The sequence below is a fragment of the Quadrisphaera sp. KR29 genome, assembly GCF_052644995.1.
The window spans coordinates 75,978-93,841 of record NZ_JBQXXG010000002.1 but is presented as its reverse complement, the minus strand read 5'-3'; the positions used below and the strand labels follow the sequence as shown (position 1 = coordinate 93,841).

Here is a 17,864-nt window from a genome sequence, read left to right as displayed (position 1 = left end):
CCCGGAGGACGCGATGACGCAGCCCGCCACCGGCACCCCCGCTGGGCAGACCGCCGACCAGCACCCCACCTACCCGCCGCCGCCCGAGCTGGCCGCTCACGCCGTGGCCACCGCGGCGCTCTACGAGGAGGCCGCTGCCGACAGGCTCGCCTTCTGGGGCCGCCAGGCCCGCGAGCTGCTGACGTGGGACACCGCACCGACCCAGGTGCTCGACTGGTCGGACGCGCCCCTCGCGCGGTGGTTCGCCGACGGCCGGCTCAACGCCGCCGCCAACTGCGTCGACCGGCACGTGGCGGCCGGGAACGGCGACCGGGTGGCGCTGCACTGGGTCGGCGAGCCCGGCGACACCCGCACCGTCACCTACGCCGACCTCCACGAGCAGGTCCAGCGGGCGGCCAACGCCCTGACGGACCTGGGCGTGCGCACCGGTGACCGGGTGGCGATCTACCTGCCCATGGTCCCCGAGGCCGTGGTCGCGATGCTGGCGTGCGCCCGCATCGGCGCCCCCCACAGCGTGGTCTTCTCCGGGTTCAGCGCGCAGGCGCTGCGCGACAGGGTCGACGACGCCAGCGCGGTGGCCGTCATCACCGCCGACGGCGGGTACCGCCGCGGCGAGGCCGCACCGCTGAAGCCGGCCGTCGACGCGGCGCTGGAGCCCCGCGACGGCGCGGACAGCACGGTGAGGGCCGTCCTGGTGGTGCGGCGCACCGGCGGGGACGTGGCGTGGGCCGAGGGCCGCGACCACTGGTGGCACGAGGCCCTCGCCGCGGCCGCCCCCACCCACGAGCCGGTCAGCGTCGAGGCCGAGCACCCGCTCTTCGTGCTCTACACCTCGGGCTCCACGGGCAAGCCGAAGGGCATCCTGCACACCACCGGCGGCTACCTCACCCAGGCCGCGTACACCCACCGCAACGTCTTCGACCTGCGCCCGGAGACCGACGTGTACTGGTGCGGCGCGGACATCGGCTGGGTGACCGGCCACACCTACATCGTCTACGGGCCGCTGCTCAACGGGACGACGTCGGTCATGTACGAGGGCACGCCCAACACGCCGACGCAGGACCGCTGGTGGCAGGTCGTGGAGACCTACGGCGTCACCAAGCTCTACACCGCTCCCACCACCATCCGGACCTTCATGAAGTGGGGCGAGGACCTGGTCACCGGGCACGACCTGTCCACGCTGCAGGTGCTCGGCAGCGTCGGGGAGCCCATCAACCCCGAGGCCTGGACCTGGTACCGCCGGGTCATCGGCTCCGACCGCACCCCGGTGGTCGACACGTGGTGGCAGACCGAGACCGGCGGCATCATGATCAGCGCCCTGCCCGGCGTGACGAGCCTCAAGCCGGGGTCGGCGCAGGTGCCCCTGCCCGGCATCAGCGCGGAGGTGGTCGACGACGAGGGCCGCGTGCTGCCCGCCGGCCACGAGGGCGCCGGGTACCTCGTGCTCACCGAGCCCTGGCCCGGGATGCTGCGCGGCATCTGGGGCGACGAGGAGCGCTACCGCGACACCTACTGGTCGCGCTTCCGCGAGCAGGGCTGGTACTTCGCCGGCGACGGCGCCCGGCGCGACGCCGACGGCGACATCTGGCTGCTGGGCCGCGTGGACGACGTCATGAACGTCTCGGGCCACCGCATCTCCACCACCGAGGTCGAGTCCGCCCTCGTGAGCCACCCCAGCGTGGCCGAGGCAGCGGTGGTCGGGGCCTCGGACCCGACCACCGGCCAGGGCATCGTCGCCTTCGTCATCCTGCGCGAGTCGGCCCAGCAGGAGGGGGCGGCCGACGCCGCCTCGGTCGGCAAGGAGCTGCGCGACCACGTGGCGCGGGAGATCAGCCCGATCGCCAAGCCGCGCCAGGTGCTGGTCGTCTCCGAGCTGCCCAAGACCCGCTCGGGCAAGATCATGCGCCGGCTGCTGCGCGACGTGGCCGAGGACCGCCAGGTCGGTGACGTCACCACGCTGGCCGACTCCAGCGTCATGGCCTCCATCCAGGCGGGCATGCGCACGGGGCGGGGCTCGGAGGACTGACCCGGCCGGTGGCCTCCCGCGCCTCCGCCGCGCGGGAGGCCACGGGCCCCCCTAGGCTCGCCGACCAGGACCAGACCACCAGCGCCCCGCCGCCCGGCGGGCGCTGCGGCCGAGCTTCAGGAGGCACCCGACGTGAGCCACAGCGTGAGCCAGGGCGCAGGCGCAGGCGCCAGCGAGCGCACGATCGGCCAGCTGGTGGCCGACGCCAGCCGCGACCTGTCAGCGCTGGTGCGCGCCGAGATCGCCCTGGCCAAGTCGGAGATCACCGCTGAGGTCAAGCAGGGGGCGATCGGCGCCGGCCTCTTCGTGGGCGCCGCCGTCTTCGGCGCCGCGGGCGGGCTGTTCGTGCTGCTCGCCATCGCCTGGCTGCTGTCCGAGTGGCTGCCGTACTGGGCCGGCTTCGGCATCGTGGCCGTCGTGCTGCTCCTGGTGGCCGGCGTGCTCGCCGTCATCGGCCGGGGCCGCATCAAGAAGGTCGGGGCGCCCGAGCGCACCATCGCCACCTCCAAGCAGTCGGTCGAGGCCCTGAAGGGCCACCGCTGACCCCTCCCGGCCGCCGTCGCCCCACGGGCGGGCGGCCGGGGCCGGGGCCGGGTGCGGGGGAGGGTCCGTGAGGGCCCTCCCCCGCGGCCTGCGCGCCGGGCCCCCCGTCGACGCCGCCGAGCTGCTCGACCCCGGTCCCTGGCGCCACCGCTTCGTGACGGCCAACGGCTGCCGCTTCCACGTCGCCGAGTCGGGTCCCGACGACGGCTCGGCGCCCCTGGTCCTCCTGCTCCACGGGTTCCCCCAGTCCTGGCGCGCCTGGAAGCACCAGCTGGCCGCTCTGCCCGCGGCCGGGTACCGGGCCGCCGCGCTGGACCTGCGCGGCAGCGGCGCCTCGGACAAGCCCCCGCGCGGCTACGACACCGCCACCCTGGCCGCCGACGCCGCCGGCGTGGTCCGCGCGCTGGGCGCCCAGCGCGCGGTGCTCGTGGGCAGCGGCTGGGGCGCGTGGGCCGCGTGGGCCTCCGCCTCGCTGCAGCCCGCCACCACCGCCGCCGTCGCCAGCCTGGGCGAGCCCCACCCCCTGCAGGTGCTGCGCGAGCCGTGGCGGGTCCTCACCCCCTCCGCGGCGCGCCACCTCGCACGGGTGCAGGTGCCCGCCTTCCCGGAGTGGGCGGTGCGCGACGGCTCCACGGTCGAGCGGGTGCTGCGGGAGTGGGGAGCCCCGGGGTGGGCCGACGCCGACGTCGTCGCCGAGCACGCCGCGGCCCTGCGGGTCCCCTTCGCGGCGCACGCCGCGCTGGAGTGCTACCGCTGGGTCGCCCGCTCGCGCGTGAGGGCCGACGGGCACGCCTTCGCCCGGGCGGTCTCCCGGCCCGCCCGGGTGCCCGTGCTGAGCGCCCAGGGAGAGCTGGACGGCGCGGTGGTCCCGGGCTCGTGCCGGCGCAGCGCGGCGTGGGCCGCCGCGGGCCACCGGTGGGCCGAGGTCCCCGGCGCCGGCCACTTCCTCGGCGAGGAGGCGCCCGCGACCACCACCGAGCTGCTCCTCGACTGGCTCGACGGCCTCCCGACGGCCTGAGCGGCGGGCGCGGCTCAGCCGGTGGTGCAGCTGCCCGTGGAGACGGGCTCGGTGGCCTCCTGCGCCTGCTGCAGCACCGGCCTGGCCTCGTCCAGGGTCAGCGCGTAGCCGGTGCCCGGGTCGGTCAGGGACCGCGCGAAGACGACGCCGACCACGTTGCCGCCCGGGTCGAGCAGGGGCCCCCCGGAGTTCCCCGGCTCCACGTCCGCGGCCAGGGAGTAGACCTCCCGCACCACGGTGGCCGAGCCGTAGATGTCCTTGCCCTCCGCGCGCAGCACCTCGCGCACCCGGGCCGGCACGGCGGTGAAGGGCCCGTCCTGGGGGAACCCCGCGACCACGGCGTCGGCGGCCGTGCCCAGCTGGCGACCGGTCCCCAGCGGCTCGGCGCGCAGGCCGGGCACGGCGAGCACGGCGAGGTCCTCGGCGGGGTCGAAGAGCACCACGGAGGCCTCCAGCCGCTCGCCCTGCCCGCCGACCTGCACCCGCGGCGAGGTGACCCCGGCCACGACGTGGGCGTTGGTGACCACCCGCTGGGGCGCCACGACGAACCCGCTGCCCTCGCTGCCGCGGCGGCACGCCTCGGCGTTGCCGGTGATCTTGACGATGCCGCCCTGGGCGATCGAGGCCGCCCCGCCGACCACGGCGCCGTTGGGCGCGGCGACCTCGCGCACCGGCTCCTCGCCGACCCCGCTGAAGACGCGGGGGAAGTCGTTGGCCTCCACCACCGAGCGGAACCCGGCGAAGAGCGTCTCGGCCTGCGGCGGCACCAGCGCGCCGATCGTGGAGATGACCGAGGAGGAGGCCACCGCCCGCGCCAGGGAGGGCATCGGGCCGGCGCGCACCGCTCCCGCCACGAACCAGGAGACCAGGGCGACGGCGACGACGGCGGCCACCGCGCCGAGCGCGGAGTCGACCACCTGCGCGGGCTGCCAGGTGATGACGTCGCGCAGCCGCCGGCCCACCAGCGACCCCAGCAGCTGGCAGCCCCAGGCGACGAGCAGGACGCCCACCACCACGACCACCGTCCGCGTGCGGCCGGGCTCCATGGAGGTGACCAGCAGCGGCAGCAGCCACATGCCCAGGCCGGCCCCGGCGATGAAGGCGCCCACCGACAGCAGGCCCACCACCAGGCCCTGCCGCAGCCCCGACAGGCCGTAGACGATGAGCAGCAGCAGCAGGACGACGTCGAGGGTGCTCACCGGCCGGCCTCCGGCAGGCCACCGGTCACGGCCGACAGGGGCAGCGCGCGCGAGGCGTCCCAGGGGCGCTCCAGGCCGGCCACCCGCAGCAGGGCGTCCAGGACGGCGGCGGTGAAGCCCCAGGCGACGAGCCCGCCCCCGCTGGCGCCCTCCAGGGCGAAGGTCGGTCCGGTCCAGCCCGAGCGGGTGCGGACCACCGCGCGCGAGGCCGGGTCGGTGAGCACCGGCAGCGGCACCCGCAGCACGCGGGCCACCTCGGCGGGGTCCCCCACGGACAGCGGTGCGGGCGAGCCCTGCCAGGCCAGGACGGGCACCACCGACGCGCCGGTGGGCGGGACGGTCAGCGCCGGCGCCACCCCGAGCACCTCCACCCCCGCCGGGTCCAGGCGCACCTCCTCGTGCGCCTCGCGCAGGGCGGCGCGCACGGGGTCGCCGTCGTCGCCGTCCTCGAAGCCGCCGCCGGGGAAGGCGATCTGCCCCGAGTGCGAGCGCAGGCCCGGCGACCTCTCGATGAGGACGACGTCACCGGTCCCCTCCCGGCCGGGGCCGAACAGCACGAGCACCGCGGCGCGGCGGCCGCTGCGGGCGCCGAGGTCGACGCCCTCGGCGCGCGCGGCTCGGGTGCGCTCCCCGAGGTGCCGCGCGACGGCGTCGCCCACCTCCGGCAGCGCCCCGGCCAGCCGCTCCAGCCAGTCGGGGCGCCTCACTCCAGCCCCGCCTCGGCGTTCCCCTTCACCAGCGCCGCGGCACGCTCGGGGTCGACCTCCCCCACGCCGTAGGAGGGGCAGTCCCGGGCCACCGGGCAGGCGCCGCACGCGGGGCGGCGCGCGTGGCAGGTCCGCCGCCCGTGGAAGATCACGCGGTGGCTCAGCGGCGTCCAGTCGCGCGTGGGGAAGAGCGCGGCGAGGTCGTCCTCGACGGCGACCGGGTCCTCCTGGGTGGTCCAGCCGAAGCGGCGCGACAGGCGCCCCACGTGGGTGTCGACCGTGATGCCGGGCAGCCCGAAGGCGTCGCCGCGGACCACGTTGGCGGTCTTGCGGCCGACCCCGGGCAGGGTCACGAGGTCCTCCAGGCGGCGGGGCACCTGCCCGCGGTAGACCTCCACCAGCCGGGCGGCCAGGCCCTGCACGGACGCCGCCTTGGCGCGGTAGAAGCCCACCGGCCGCAGCACCTCCTCCAGGGCGGCGCGGTCGGCGCCGGCGAGGTCGGCCGGGGTGGGCCACGTGGCGAACAGGGCCGGCGTGACGCTGTTGACGCGCACGTCGGTGGTCTGGGCCGAGAGCACCGTGGCCACGAGCAGCTGGAACGGGGTGGTGAACTCCAGCTCGCACTTCGCGCCCGGGTAGCGCTCGGCCAGCGCGCGGTGCATGCGGCGGGCCCGGCGCACCCGCCCCAGGGGCGTCTCGCGCTCAGCGTCGGCAGGCCTCACCCACGAAGGGTACGGGCGCCGGCTGACGGCCCCGGGGAGGTCAGCGCGCGCGGCGGCGCAGGCGCTCGACGTCGAGCAGGTTGACCGAGCGGGCCTCCAGGCGCACCCAGCCGCGCGCGGCGAAGTCGGCGAGGGCCTTGTTGACCGTCTCGCGGGAGGCGCCGACCAGCTGGGCCAGCTCCTCCTGGGTCAGGTCGTGCTGGACCAGCAGGCCGGCCTCGGTGGTGCGCCCGAAGCGCAGCGCCAGGTCGAGCAGCGTCCCCGCCACGCGACCGGGCACGTCGGTGAAGACGAGGTCGGCCAGCGTGCTGTTGGCCCGGCGCAGGCGGCGCGCCAGGGCCCGCAGCAGGTGCTGGGCGACCTCCGGGCGCGGGGCCATCCACGCGTACAGCTCCTCGTAGTCGAGGGCGATGAGGCGCGCGGGGCCCACGGCGGTCGCGCTGGAGGTGCGCGGACCGGGGTCGAACCAGCTGAGCTCGCCGAACATCTCCCCCGGGCCGAGCACCGCGAGCAGGTTCTCGCGGCCGTCGGAGGAGGTGCGGCCGAGCTTGATCTTGCCGGTCTGGATGACGAAGAGGTCGGCCGGCTCGTCGCCCTGGGCGAACAGCACCTGGCCGCGCCTCAGCTCCACCACCCGCGCCAGGGACAGCAGGACCTCTGAGGCCTCCTCGTCCACCCCCACGAAGAGGGGTGCGCGTCGCAGCACGTCCTGGTCCACGCCCGGCAGTCTGCCGCACGCACCCCCCGGCGGTCCCGGCCGCACCACCCGTGCGGCCGAGGATCACGCCACCTCGGCGACGACCTCCACCTCGACGGGCGCACCGAGGGGCAGCTGGGCGACCCCGACGGCGGACCTGGCGTGGCGCCCCGCCTCGCCGAAGACCTCCGCCAGCAGCTCGCTGGCGCCGTTGGCGACCCCCGGCTGGCCGGTGAACCCCGGGGCGCTGGCCACGAAGACGACCACCTTGACGATGCGGGCCACGCGCTCCAGGCCCACCTCGGCGTCGAGCGCGGCCACGGCGTTCAGCGCGGCCGTGCGCGCCTGCTCGGCCGCGAGCGACGGGGCGACCCAGTCCTCCCCCTCGCCGACGAGACCGGTCACCGGCAGCGCGCCGCCCACGAGGGGCAGCTGGCCGGAGGTGAACACCAGCGAGCCGGTGCGCGCCGTCGGCAGGTAGGAGGCGACCGGCGCGGCGACCGGCGGCAGCTCCAGGCCGAGGCGCGCGAGCTCCTCCCGGGCGCCCACCGCTCAGCCCTGCCGGGGGCGCTTGAGGTAGGCCACGAGCCCGTTGCCGCCGGGCCCGGGCACCACCTGCACCAGCTCCCAGCCCTCCTCGCCGAAGTTGTCGAGGATCGCCTTGGTGCTGTGCACGATGAGCGGCGCTGTCAGGTACTCCCACTGGGTCACGCCTGGCGAGCCTAGTCCGGGGGCGGGCGCGGGGGCTCCTCCGTACTGTCGTCGCGTGACTGCTGCGACCGCCGCCCCGAGGCTGCACGTGGTGACGGGCAAGGGCGGCACCGGCAAGACCACCGTGGCCGTGGCGCTGGCGCTGTCGCTGGCCGACGAGGGCCGCCGGGTGCTGGTCTGCGAGGTCGAGGGCCGCCAGGGCGTCTCGCGCCTGCTGGGCACCGAGGCGCTGCCCTACGAGGAGGTCGAGCTGGCCGAGGGCGCCGGCGGCGGCCAGGTGGTGGGCCTGGCCGTGGAGCCGCGCGCGGCCCTCGTCGACTACCTGGACACCTTCCACGGCGGGGCCCTGGGCGGGCTGGGCGGTCGTGGCGCGCGGGTCTCCGCGGTGCTGGACCGCGCGGGTGCGGTGGAGTTCATCGCCGACGTCGCTCCCGGCCTGCGCGACGTCCTGCTCGTGGGGAAGGTCTACGAGGCCGTGCGCCGCACCGCGACGGGCAGGTCGGACGGCGGGCGGCCGGTGTACGACGCCGTGGTGCTCGACGCCCCGCCCACCGGGCGCATCTCCCGGTTCCTGGGCATCGGCGACGAGCTCGCGCAGCTGGCCGCCGGCGGGCCGATCGCCGCGCGCGCCGCGTCCGTCGCGGCGCTGCTGCGCTCGGAGCAGACGGCCGTGCACCTGGTCTGCCTGCCCGAGGAGCTGCCCGTGACCGAGACCCTGGAGGCCGCGGCGGAGCTGCGCTCCGCCGGGCTGCCGCTGGGCGCGGTGGTCGCCAACCGGGTGCTGGCGCCGCCGGCGGAGGGCGGGGGTCCCCGGGCCCGCGTGCGCACGGCGCTGCGCCGCGCGCTGGCCCCCGACCGCGACGACGACGCGGGAGGGGGCGTCGGCCCCAGCGGGGGCCGGGACGCCCTCGACGACGTGGTCGAGGCGCTGCTGGCGCAGGACCGGGTGCGGGCGGCGCGGGTGGCGGAGCAGCGCCGCTGGCTCGGGGCGGCCGCCGGCGCGGGGCGCCCGCTGCGGGAGCTGCCCGACCTGCCCGGGGGGATCGACCTGGAGGGCCTGTACCGCCTGGCCGACGACCTGGCCGCCTCCCCCCTGCCCGCCCCGCAGCCCTCGCCGGCGGGAGGTGCGGCGTGAGCGCGGCGAGCGGCTGGGACGTTGACGCCCTGCTGGACGACCCCGGCGTGGAGGTGGTCGTCTGCGCGGGCTCCGGCGGCGTCGGCAAGACCACCACGGCGGCGGCGCTCGCGCTGCGCGCCGCCGAGCGCGGTCGGCGGGTGGCGGTGCTCACCGTCGACCCGGCGCGCCGCCTGGCGCAGGCCCTGGGCACGCAGCCCGTCCCCGAGGCGGACGGCGAGGACGGGCCGGCCCCCGACGAGCCGCGCCGCGTGCCGGGCGTGGACGGCTCGCGCGGCGGGAGCCTGGACGCGCTGGTGCTCGACGCCCGGCGCACGCTGGACGGGCTGGTCGACGCCGCCCTGCCGCCCGCCGGCGCGGCGTCGGTGAAGGCCAACCCCGTCTACGCCTCCCTCGCGACGTCCTTCTCCGGCACGCAGGAGTACATGGCCATGGAGCGGCTCGGGCAGCTGCGCGCCGGCCGCGGGACGCCCGCGGGGTGGGACCTCGTGGTCGTCGACACCCCGCCGAGCCGGTCCGCGCTGGACTTCCTCGACGCGCCCACCCGCCTGGCCTCGTTCCTGGACGGCAGGTTCGCCCGCCTGCTCATGGCCCCGGTGCGCTTCGCCGGCTCGGCCCGCTCGGGCACCGGGCTGCGGGCGGCGGGCGGTCGCGTGGTGGGCGCGCTGGCCGGCGGCGCGGCCGCGGCGATGGACCGGGTGCTGGGCGGCCGGCTGCTGCGCGACGTCCAGGCGCTCGTGACGGGCCTGGACGAGGTCTTCGGCGGCTTCCGCGCGCGGGCCGAGGCGACGTCGGCGGCGCTGCGCGACAGCCGGACGGCCTTCGTGGTGGTCACGGCCCCCGAGACCGAGCCCCTGGCGGAGGCGGTCTTCCTGGTGGGTCGGCTGCGCTCGGCCGGGCTGCGCCCCGCGGCGGTGGTGGTCAACCGGGCCGCCAGCGCGGCGCCCGGGCTCGACGCCGGGACGGCGCGGGCGGCCCTGGCCCGGCTGCGCGGTGGAGCGCGCGGCGGGTCGGTGGCCGAGCGCGAGGCCGCGCAGGTGCTGGGGCTGCAGGTGGAGCTGCTCGAGCGGGTCGAGCGGGAGCGCCGGCTCGTCGGGGAGCACCTGGGGGAGGCGGGGGCGGCCACCGCGCTGGTGCCGGCCCTGGACGGCGACGTCGCCGACCTGGGGGGGCTGCGTGCGGTGGGGGCCGCGCTGGCCGGGACCGTCCCGTCGTCGGGGGCTCCGGCCTGAGGTCCCCGGGTCAGGCGGTGCGGGCGGCGGCGGCCTCGGCGCGGGCGTGCTCGGCCTTGGCGGCCTGCAGCAGGCGGCTCCAGGACTGCACGTTGGGGCGGCGCTTGAGGATGGCGCGGCGCTCGCGCTCGGTCATGCCGCCCCACACGCCGAACTCGATGCGGTTGTCCAGGGCGTCGGCGAGGCACTCGGTCCGCACCGGGCAGGCCTGGCAGACGACCTTGGCGCGGTTCTGCTCGGCACCCTGCACGAAGAGCGCGTCCGGGTCGCTCGTGCGGCAAGCGGCCTGGGTGGTCCACTCGGCGGGCTCGAGGTAGACGGTCTCGCTCATGGTGGTGCCTTCCGGTCGGTGGAGCGGCGGGGAAGCGCCGATCGGTGGGGCTCGAGCGGGGGGAGGAACCGGACCTTCCGGTCCGGACCACCCGCCACGACGAGTGACACGGATGAAGTTACGAACTGGTCACGCCCGCGCCCACCCCTCGTGCGGGCCATTTCGAGGACCACCGGTGACTAGTCACCGTGGCCCCCCGCCCGCCGCATCACGGTCTGGTAGTGGGCGCTCGTCCTGGCCGGGGCGGCGCTGGTGGCCACGTACGCTGGAGGCATGCCGGCCCGCATCCCCCGCTCCCGTCCCGACGACGGCGCCGCGGGCGGCCGGGGACGCCGGGGAGGCACCTCCTTCGGCCGGGCGACCACGCTGCTCGCGGGCTTCCTGGCCGCCAGCGTGGGCGCCGGGGTGCTGGTGGCCGGGCTGGCCGCCCCCGCCGTCATCGCCGCGGGCCAGGCCAGCAACGGCACCGTCGAGGCCTTCAACAGCCTGCCCGCCTCGCTGGAGCAGCCGCCGCTGAGCCAGCAGTCGCGGATCCTGTACTCCGACGGCACGCCGATGGCGACCTTCTACTACGAGAACCGCATCCTCGTGCCGCTCGACGGGGTGGCCCCGGTGATGCGGCAGGCCATCGTGGACATCGAGGACAACCGGTTCTTCGAGCACGGCGGGGTCGACCCGCGCGGCCTGGCCCGCGCCTTCGTGCAGAACAGCCAGGGCGGCGACGTGCAGGGCGCGTCCACCCTCACGCAGCAGTGGATCAAGAACGTGCAGGTGGAGGAGGCGCTGTCGGCGCTGCCCACCAACGCCACCGCCGAGGAGCGCCAGGCGGCCTTCAACGAGGTCACCGTGCGCTCCGGCGTCGACGGCTACGTCCGCAAGCTGCGGGAGATGAAGCTGGCGATCGCCTCGGAGAAGAAGTTCTCCAAGGAGGAGATCCTCGAGAACTACCTCAACATCGCCAACTTCGGCGGCGGCCAGTACGGCGTCGAGGCCGCCAGCCGCCACTGGTTCAACCGCTCCGCGGCCGAGCTCGACCTGCCGCAGGCGGCCCTGCTGGCGGGCATCGTGCAGAATCCCGTGGGGTACGACCCCGTCAACAACCCCCAGGACGCGCAGCGGCGCCGCGACACCGTGCTGGCCCGCATGCTGCAGCTGGGCAGCGTCTCCCAGGCCGACCACGACGCCGCCGTCGCCGTCCCGATCGAGCAGATGCTCGACGTGCAGAAGACCCCCAACGGCTGCGAGCAGGCCGGCCAGGCCGGGTTCTTCTGCGACTACGTGGTCAAGCAGTTCCGCGACGACGACGCCTTCGGCGGCACCAAGGAGGAGCGGCTGCGCCAGCTCTACCGCGGCGGGCTGAGCATCACCACCACCCTCGACAGCGGCAAGCAGCTGGCCGCCTTCGAGGAGGTGGCCAACCGGGTGCCCGCCGAGGACTCCACCGTGCCGAACAACCGCATCAACGGCGAGGGCCGCGTGGTGCGCGAGGACGGCACCTCCAACCTGGGCGCCTCGATCGTCTCGGTCGAGCCGGGCACCGGCAACATCATCGCGATGGCGCAGAACCGGACCTACAGCACGTCCCCGGACGCGCCCGTGGGGGCCACGGCCATCAACTACAACACCGACTACCTCCAGGGCGGCTCGGGCGGCTTCCAGCCCGGCTCGAACTTCAAGCCCTTCGTGCTCGCGACCTGGCTGGCCGCCGGCAAGACCCTCAACGCCACGGTCGACGGCACCGAGCGCAAGTACCCCAACAGCAGCTGGAAGTACGGGAGCTGCTACTCGGGGTCGGGGTACGTGGGGGAGCCGTACGGGCCCAAGAACGCCGGCGACGGCGAGGAGAGCGGCACGATGCCGGTCATCGAGGCCACCTACAAGTCCATCAACACCGGCTACGCCGCCATCGAGAACCAGCTGCCGCTGTGCGACGTGGCCGCCACGGCCCAGGCGCTCGGGGTGCACAAGGCCAAGGCCGACACCCGCAACGTCACGCGCCAGGAGAGCACCGACCTGAACGTGACCCCGTCGATGATGCTGGGCGTCGACGAGGTGGCGCCGCTGTCCATCGCCACCGCGTACGCGGCCTTCGCCGCCGAGGGCAACTACTGCGCCCCCCGCGCCATCCAGAAGATCACGGACGCCGACGGCCAGGACGTCCCCGTCCCGGGTCCCCAGTGCAACCAGGCCATCTCCAAGGAGGTGGCCAACGGGGTCAACTACGCGCTGCAGCGCACGATCACCGACGGCACCGCCCGCGGCAACAGCCTGGCGGGCGGCCGCGAGGCGGCCGGCAAGACCGGCACCACCAACAACTCCGTCGCCACGTGGTTCACCGGCTACACCCCGCAGCTGGCCACCTCGGTGTGGATCGGCGTGCCGGAGCGCAGCATGTCCATCAACGGGGCCACCATCGGCGGGCGCCGCTACGGCACCCTGTACGGCGGCACGGTCTCGGCCCCGCTGTGGCGGGCGTACATGGACCGCGCCCTGGAGGGCGCCGAGCAGCAGGACTTCGTCGACCCGCCGCAGAGCATCATCGGGCGCCCGCCGGCCCCGCCGCGGCCGACGTACACGCCGCGCCCGCGCAGCAGCGGTGGCGGCCAGAGCGCCGCGCCCGCACCCAGCGGTGAGCAGGGCGGCCAGCCGGCCGACGGCGGCGGCCAGGGCGGCCAGCCCGCTGACGGCGGCGGCCAGGGCGGTGGCGGTGGCGGCCAGCCCGCTGACGGCGGCGGCCAGGGCGGCGGCGGCCAGGGCGGTGGCGGCCAGGGCGGTGGCGGCCAGGGCGGTGGCGGCCAGGGCGGTGGCGGCAACCAGGGCACCACCGTCGAGCCCGTCCCCGACGGCGGGGGCGGCGGCGACCAGGGCGGTGGCGGCGACCAGGGCGGTGGCGGCGACCAGGGCTGACCCCCTCCCCCGCGACGATCACGGAGGCCCGCGCCACCACCGGGTGGCGCGGGCCTCGTCGTCCGTCCTGCGGCCCGGGCGCGGGCGCTCCTGATCTTCCGAGTGGCAGGTGCGGTCGGGTGGCTGGAGGGTGTGGCCCGTGCGCGGACTGCTGGGCCTCGCGGTGCTCGTCGGCGTCGGTGTGCTGTTCTCCGCCCACCGGCGCCGCATCCCGTGGCGCACGGTCGGCGCGGCCGTCGCGCTGCAGGTGGCGTTCGCCTTCCTCGTGCTCCGCTGGGGCCCGGGGCGCGCTGCTCTGGACGCCGTCGCCTCAGCCGTCGAGAGCCTCATCGGCTACGCCGACGAGGGCACCACCTTCCTGTTCGGCCCGCTGACCGAGGTCGGCCCCTCCCTCGGCTCGGTCTTCGCCTTCGGCGTCCTCCCGGTGATCATATTCCTCGGGGCGATCATCCAGCTGCTCTTCTACCTGCGGGTGGTGCAGCACGTGGCGTGGGCGCTGGGAGGCGCCCTCGGCTGGCTGCTGCGCGTGTCCCGGCTGGAGAGCTTCTTCGCCTCCGTGGTCATCTTCCTGGGGCAGAGCGAGGCGCCCCTGATGATCGCCCCCTACCTGCGGCGGCTCACCCGCTCGCAGCTGTTCGCCGTCATCACCGGGGGCTTCGCCGCGGCGGCCGGCTCCACGCTGCTGGGGTACGCCCAGCTGGGTGCGCCGCTGCCGTACCTGCTCGCCGCCACCGCCATGAACGCCCCGGCGTCCCTGCTCATGGCCAAGCTGCTGCTGCCGGAGACCGAGCCGGTGCAGGAGAGCGCCGGCGAGGACGACGTGCGGAAGGTCCGCGACACCGAGTCCGAGAACGCCATCGACGCCCTCGGCCGGGGCGCGATGGCCGGCGGGCGCATCGCCGTCGTCGTGGGAGCCCTGCTCATCGCCTTCATCGCCGTGCTGGCGCTGGTCAACGGCGTCGTCGGGGCCGTCGCCGGGCTCTTCGGGGCCCAGGGGGTCACCGTGCAGGGGATCCTGGGGTGGCTGCTGGCGCCCCTGGCGTGGCTGCTGGGCGTGCCGTGGTCGGAGGCGGGCCTGGCCGGCTCCTGGATCGGCCAGAAGACCTTCCTCAACGAGTTCGTCGCCTACTCCGACTTCGGCCCGCAGGTCGGCTCGCTCGACCCGCTGACGGTGGCGGTGGTGACCATCGCGCTGGCGGGCTTCGCCAACCTCGGCTCCATCGCCATCGTCATCGGCGTCATCGGGTCGCTGTGCCCGCCGCGGCGCGGCGAGGTGGCCCAGCTCGCCCCCCGGGCGCTGCTGGGCGGGGCCATGGCCAACCTCGCCAACGCGGCGGTGGCCGGCATCGTCCTGTCGCTCTGACCCCGGCGGCGGCTGCGGCCCGCGGCCCGCGGCTAGCGGCCCCCGGCGCCCCGGCGGGGCTCAAGGCACCGGCGCCGGGTTCCGATGATCACCGGGTGACCCCGCCCCGCGACACCGCCTCCCGCGCGGGCGCACCCCGCCCTCCGGGCGGGAGGGCCCCGCGCCCCGGGCTCCCCCGCTGGCTGCGCGGGCACCGGCTGGGCCAGCTGGCGGTCGCGGCGCTGCTCGCAGGGGCCGTGCTGGTCCTGCGGGAGCGCCTCGCCGACCACCCCTGGCACCGGCTCGGGGACGACCTCACCGCCCTGGGCGCCCGCCCCGTGCTGCTGGCGCTCGCGGCCACCGCGGCCTCCTACGCGATCATGGTCGCCTACGACGCGCTCGCCCTCGCCTACGTCCAGCACCGGATGCCGCTGCGCCGGTACGCCGCGGCCTCCTTCGTGGCCACCGCGCTCGGCAACTCCCTGGGTGCCTCAGCGCTGGTCGGGGCGGCGCTGCGCGCCCGTGCCTACTCCGCCTGGGGCCTGCCGGCGTTCGCGATCACCCGGCTCACCGCCTTCAACCTCGTCACGCTGAGCCTGGGCAGCGCCCTGCTCGTGGGCGCCGGCCTGCTCTGGGCGCCCGCGGCGGTCGTGGGCGCGCTCCCGCTGGGCGGCCCGGCCCGCGTGGGGGTCGCCGCCCTCCTGCTGGGCTCGGTGGCCGCCTACCTGCTGTGGTGCGGGCGGGGCGCCCCGGTGGTGGTGCGGGACTGGCGCATCGACAGGCCGTCACGGCGCACCGCCCTCACCCAGCTCGCCGTGTCGGTCACCGAGTGGCTGGTGATGGCCGCCGCCCTCTACGTGCTGCTCCCGGCGGGCCACGGGCTCGGGTTCTGGGCGTTCGCCGCGGTCTTCGTCCTGGCCACCACGCTCGGGCTGCTCAGCAACGTCCCCGGCGGGCTGGGGGTCGTCGAGGCGGTGCTCGTGCTGGCCCTGGCCGGATCGGTGCCAGCGGAGGGCCTGGTCACCGCGGTGGTGGCCTACCGGCTGGTCTACTTCCTCGCGCCGCTGGCGCTGGCGACGGTGGTGCTGGCCGGCCTGGAGGCCAGGCGCCGGCCAGACCGCGGCGCCGGGCTCGTCCGCGTGGCGGGGGTCCTGGTCCCCTCGGCGCTGGCGCTGGTGGTCGCGGCGCTCGGGGGCGTGCTCGTGGCCACCGGGCAGGCTCCCGTCGGCGACGCGGCCCACGGCCTCTTCGGGGGCCTGGGCGCGCTCGGGCCCTTCGCCACCAGCCTCGCGGGCGTCGGGCTGCTGGTCCTCGCCCGCGGTCTGCACCGGCGGCTGCGGGGCGCCTGGGCCCTGGCGCTGGCCGTGCTGGTCGTCACCGCCGCGACCCACCCGACGCTGCTCGGCGCCGCCGCGGGCGCGCTGGTGCTCCTGCTCGTCATGAGCCGTCGCACCTTCCACCGCCGGACGGGTCGCCGGGCCTGGTCGCTGCCGCTGGCGGTCGCGGTCACCGCGGTGCTCCTGTGGTGGCACGCGACGCGACTGGTGCCCGTCTGGGGGGACCGCACCCTGCTCGCGGTGGCCGGCGGCCCGCACTGGCCGACCGGCGCCCTGGTGGTGGCGGCGGTCGCCGTCCTCGTGGGCGCCGGCCTGCTGCTGCAGCAGCCCGTGGCCCACCGCTCGACGGCCTCCCACGACGACCTCAGGCGCGCCGAGCCGATCCTGGCCCGCACGACGCCCGGCAACGCGTCGCTGCTGTGGACCGGCGACAAGCAGGTCCACTTCTCCCGCGGTGGCGGCGCCTTCCTCATGTACCGGGTGGAGGGGCGCAGCTGGGTGGTGATGGGCGACCCGCTCGGTGACGCCCGCGAGTTCGACGAGCTGCTCCGCAGCTTCCTGGAGCTGGTCGCCAGCCGGTGCGGGCGCGCCGCCCTGTACTGCGTGCGCGAGGACCTCCTGGAGCTGTACCGCGAGCACGGGCTGTCAGCGGTCAAGCTCGGCGAGGAGGCCGTCGTCCCGCTGCCGGGCTTCTCCCTCGAGGGCCGCCGGCGGGCCAAGCTGCGCTCGGAGCGCCGCGCCAGCGAGCGCGCGGGGGTCGAGGTCGAGGTCGTCACCGGTGAGCGCCTGCAGGCGGTGATGCCGCAGCTGCGCGAGGTCAGCGACGCGTGGCTGCTGGACCGCGGGACGCAGGAGAAGGCGTTCTCCCTGGGGCGCTTCGAGGAGGCCTACGTCTCCCGGTTCCCCGTGGTGGTCGCCCGCGCCGGGGGCCGGGTGGTCGCCTTCGCCTCGCTGTGGGTGGGCGGCTCCGGTCACGAGGTCCACGTCGACCTCATGCGCCGCCGCTCCGACGCCCCCCGGACGGTCATGACGCACCTGTTCGTGGAGGCCGTGCTGTGGGCCCGGGACCGGGGGCACAGCACCTTCAGCCTGGGCATGGCCCCCCTGTCCGGCCTGCAGCCCGACAGGAACGGCACCTTCTGGCACCGGCTCGGCCACCTGGTCTGGACCCACGGGGAGCACTTCTACGGCTTCCGCGGGCTGCGCCTGTTCAAGGAGCGCTTCGACCCGCGCTGGGAGCCGCGCTACGTCGCCTCGGCGAGCGGGCTGGCGCTCCCGGTGGTGATGTTCGACGTCGCCCGCCTCGTGGGGGGTGGCGTGCGCGGGATGGTCCCGCAGCTGCACGCGGCCCCCTGGCCCTCGCGGCGCACGCCGCCGCCCGCCGGCCCTCCGGGCGTGCCGGCACCCCGCCGGGAGGACTCCCGGACCGCACCCGCCGACCTGGCGGGGTGAGACCCCCACCGGCGGGATCAGCCGGCCAGGGCGCTCCTGACGGCGGCGGCCAACCGGCCGCCGTCCACGGTGGAGCCCACCTGAGGGCGCAGCACCCCCATGACGGCGCCCATCGCCGACGGCCCCGTCTTCCCGGCCGCGGCCACCTGGGCGACGGCGGCCCGGACAGCAGCTGACAGCGCCTCGTCGTCGAGCTGGGCGGGCAGGTAGGCGGCCAGCACGGCCTCCTCGGCCCGCTCGCGCTCGGCGGACTCGGCGCGTCCTGCCCCGGCGAAGGCCTCCGCGGCCTCCCGGCGCTTCTTGACCTCGGTGCGGATGACGGCCAGCACCTCCTCGTCGGAGAGCTCGCGGGCCTCGGTGCCGGCGACCGAGGCGGTCTTCACGGCCGTCAGCGCCATCCGCAGCGTGGCGGTGCGCACCTCGTCGCGGGCGCGCATGGACGCGTTGAGGTCGGTGCGCAGGCGCTCGGCCAGGGTGGTGCCGCCGGAGGTGCTGGACGTGCTCA

Annotated in this window: 16 protein-coding genes; 8 read left to right on the top strand and 8 right to left on the bottom strand. The window is 76.5% G+C overall.

Going from position 1 to position 17,864, the window contains the following annotated elements; translation table 11 throughout:
* Positions 1-13: 13 nt before the first annotated feature.
* The 3 genes from acs to ACUN9U_RS02170 all read left to right on the top strand — a co-directional run bounded on the left by acs (position 14) and on the right by ACUN9U_RS02170 (position 3,587).
* Complete coding sequence (gene acs, locus ACUN9U_RS02180) at positions 14-2,026, top strand: acetate--CoA ligase (protein ID WP_445483286.1); 2,013 nt, start codon at positions 14-16, stop codon at positions 2,024-2,026.
* Positions 2,027-2,158: 132 nt separating this feature from the next.
* Positions 2,159-2,569: a phage holin family protein gene (locus tag ACUN9U_RS02175; RefSeq protein ID WP_445483285.1), complete on the top strand. Its 411-nt coding sequence runs from the start codon at positions 2,159-2,161 to the stop codon at positions 2,567-2,569.
* Positions 2,570-2,636: 67 nt separating this feature from the next.
* On the top strand, positions 2,637-3,587 hold the full coding sequence (locus ACUN9U_RS02170) for an alpha/beta fold hydrolase (RefSeq protein WP_445483284.1): 951 nt from the start codon (positions 2,637-2,639) through the stop codon (positions 3,585-3,587).
* Between the two features lie 14 nt (positions 3,588-3,601).
* On the opposite strand, the gene ACUN9U_RS02165 is transcribed toward ACUN9U_RS02170, so the two are convergent.
* The 6 genes from ACUN9U_RS02165 to ACUN9U_RS02140 all read right to left on the bottom strand — a co-directional run bounded on the left by ACUN9U_RS02165 (position 3,602) and on the right by ACUN9U_RS02140 (position 7,623).
* Positions 3,602-4,786, bottom strand: a complete 1,185-nt coding sequence (locus ACUN9U_RS02165) for a MarP family serine protease (protein ID WP_445483283.1) — start codon at positions 4,784-4,786, stop codon at positions 3,602-3,604.
* Entirely contained in the window at positions 4,783-5,493 is a 711-nt protein-coding gene (locus ACUN9U_RS02160) for an NUDIX hydrolase (RefSeq protein ID WP_445483282.1), read from the bottom strand. Before ACUN9U_RS02160 ends, ACUN9U_RS02165 begins: the two co-directional genes overlap by 4 nt.
* Complete coding sequence (gene nth, locus ACUN9U_RS02155) at positions 5,490-6,155, bottom strand: endonuclease III (RefSeq protein WP_445483494.1); 666 nt, start codon at positions 6,153-6,155, stop codon at positions 5,490-5,492. The genes ACUN9U_RS02160 and nth overlap by 4 nt, the downstream gene beginning before the upstream one ends.
* Positions 6,156-6,255: 100 nt before the next feature.
* Positions 6,256-6,933 carry a Crp/Fnr family transcriptional regulator gene (locus tag ACUN9U_RS02150; protein WP_445483281.1) on the bottom strand — a complete coding sequence of 226 codons (678 nt, stop codon included), beginning with the start codon at positions 6,931-6,933 and terminating at the stop codon, positions 6,256-6,258.
* 63 nt (positions 6,934-6,996) lie between these two features.
* Positions 6,997-7,461 (bottom strand): RidA family protein, encoded by a 465-nt coding sequence (locus ACUN9U_RS02145; RefSeq protein WP_445483280.1) that lies wholly within the window; start codon positions 7,459-7,461, stop codon positions 6,997-6,999.
* Between the two features lie 3 nt (positions 7,462-7,464).
* Positions 7,465-7,623 carry a hypothetical protein gene (locus ACUN9U_RS02140; RefSeq protein ID WP_445483279.1) on the bottom strand — a complete coding sequence of 53 codons (159 nt, stop codon included), beginning with the start codon at positions 7,621-7,623 and terminating at the stop codon, positions 7,465-7,467.
* 55 nt (positions 7,624-7,678) lie between these two features.
* Between ACUN9U_RS02140 and ACUN9U_RS02135 the strand changes: the two genes are divergently transcribed.
* Together ACUN9U_RS02135 and ACUN9U_RS02130 are read left to right on the top strand one after the other, a co-directional pair.
* Positions 7,679-8,758, top strand: a complete 1,080-nt coding sequence (locus ACUN9U_RS02135) for an ArsA-related P-loop ATPase (protein WP_445483278.1) — start codon at positions 7,679-7,681, stop codon at positions 8,756-8,758.
* Positions 8,755-9,990: an ArsA family ATPase gene (locus ACUN9U_RS02130; protein WP_445483277.1), complete on the top strand. Its 1,236-nt coding sequence runs from the start codon at positions 8,755-8,757 to the stop codon at positions 9,988-9,990. Before ACUN9U_RS02135 ends, ACUN9U_RS02130 begins: the two co-directional genes overlap by 4 nt.
* 10 nt (positions 9,991-10,000) lie before the next feature.
* Here the strand turns inward: ACUN9U_RS02130 and ACUN9U_RS02125 are convergent, their stop codons facing one another.
* The gene (locus tag ACUN9U_RS02125; RefSeq protein ID WP_445483276.1) at positions 10,001-10,321 is read right to left on the bottom strand and encodes a WhiB family transcriptional regulator; all 321 of its coding nucleotides are present in this window, start codon (positions 10,319-10,321) and stop codon (positions 10,001-10,003) included.
* A 273-nt stretch (positions 10,322-10,594) separates the two neighbouring features.
* Between ACUN9U_RS02125 and ACUN9U_RS02120 the strand changes: the two genes are divergently transcribed.
* The 3 genes from ACUN9U_RS02120 to mprF all read left to right on the top strand — a co-directional run bounded on the left by ACUN9U_RS02120 (position 10,595) and on the right by mprF (position 17,359).
* Positions 10,595-13,228 (top strand): transglycosylase domain-containing protein, encoded by a 2,634-nt coding sequence (locus tag ACUN9U_RS02120; protein WP_445483275.1) that lies wholly within the window; start codon positions 10,595-10,597, stop codon positions 13,226-13,228.
* Between the two features lie 139 nt (positions 13,229-13,367).
* Entirely contained in the window at positions 13,368-14,591 is a 1,224-nt protein-coding gene (locus ACUN9U_RS02115; protein ID WP_445483274.1) for a NupC/NupG family nucleoside CNT transporter, read from the top strand.
* A gap of 95 nt (positions 14,592-14,686) precedes the next feature.
* Positions 14,687-17,359: a bifunctional lysylphosphatidylglycerol flippase/synthetase MprF gene (mprF, locus tag ACUN9U_RS02110; RefSeq protein WP_445483273.1), complete on the top strand. Its 2,673-nt coding sequence runs from the start codon at positions 14,687-14,689 to the stop codon at positions 17,357-17,359.
* Positions 17,360-17,376: 17 nt separating this feature from the next.
* On the opposite strand, the gene ACUN9U_RS02105 is transcribed toward mprF, so the two are convergent.
* Positions 17,377-17,796, bottom strand: coding sequence for a GatB/YqeY domain-containing protein (locus ACUN9U_RS02105; protein ID WP_445483493.1), 420 nt, complete (start codon positions 17,794-17,796; stop codon positions 17,377-17,379).
* Positions 17,797-17,864 lie beyond the last annotated feature (68 nt).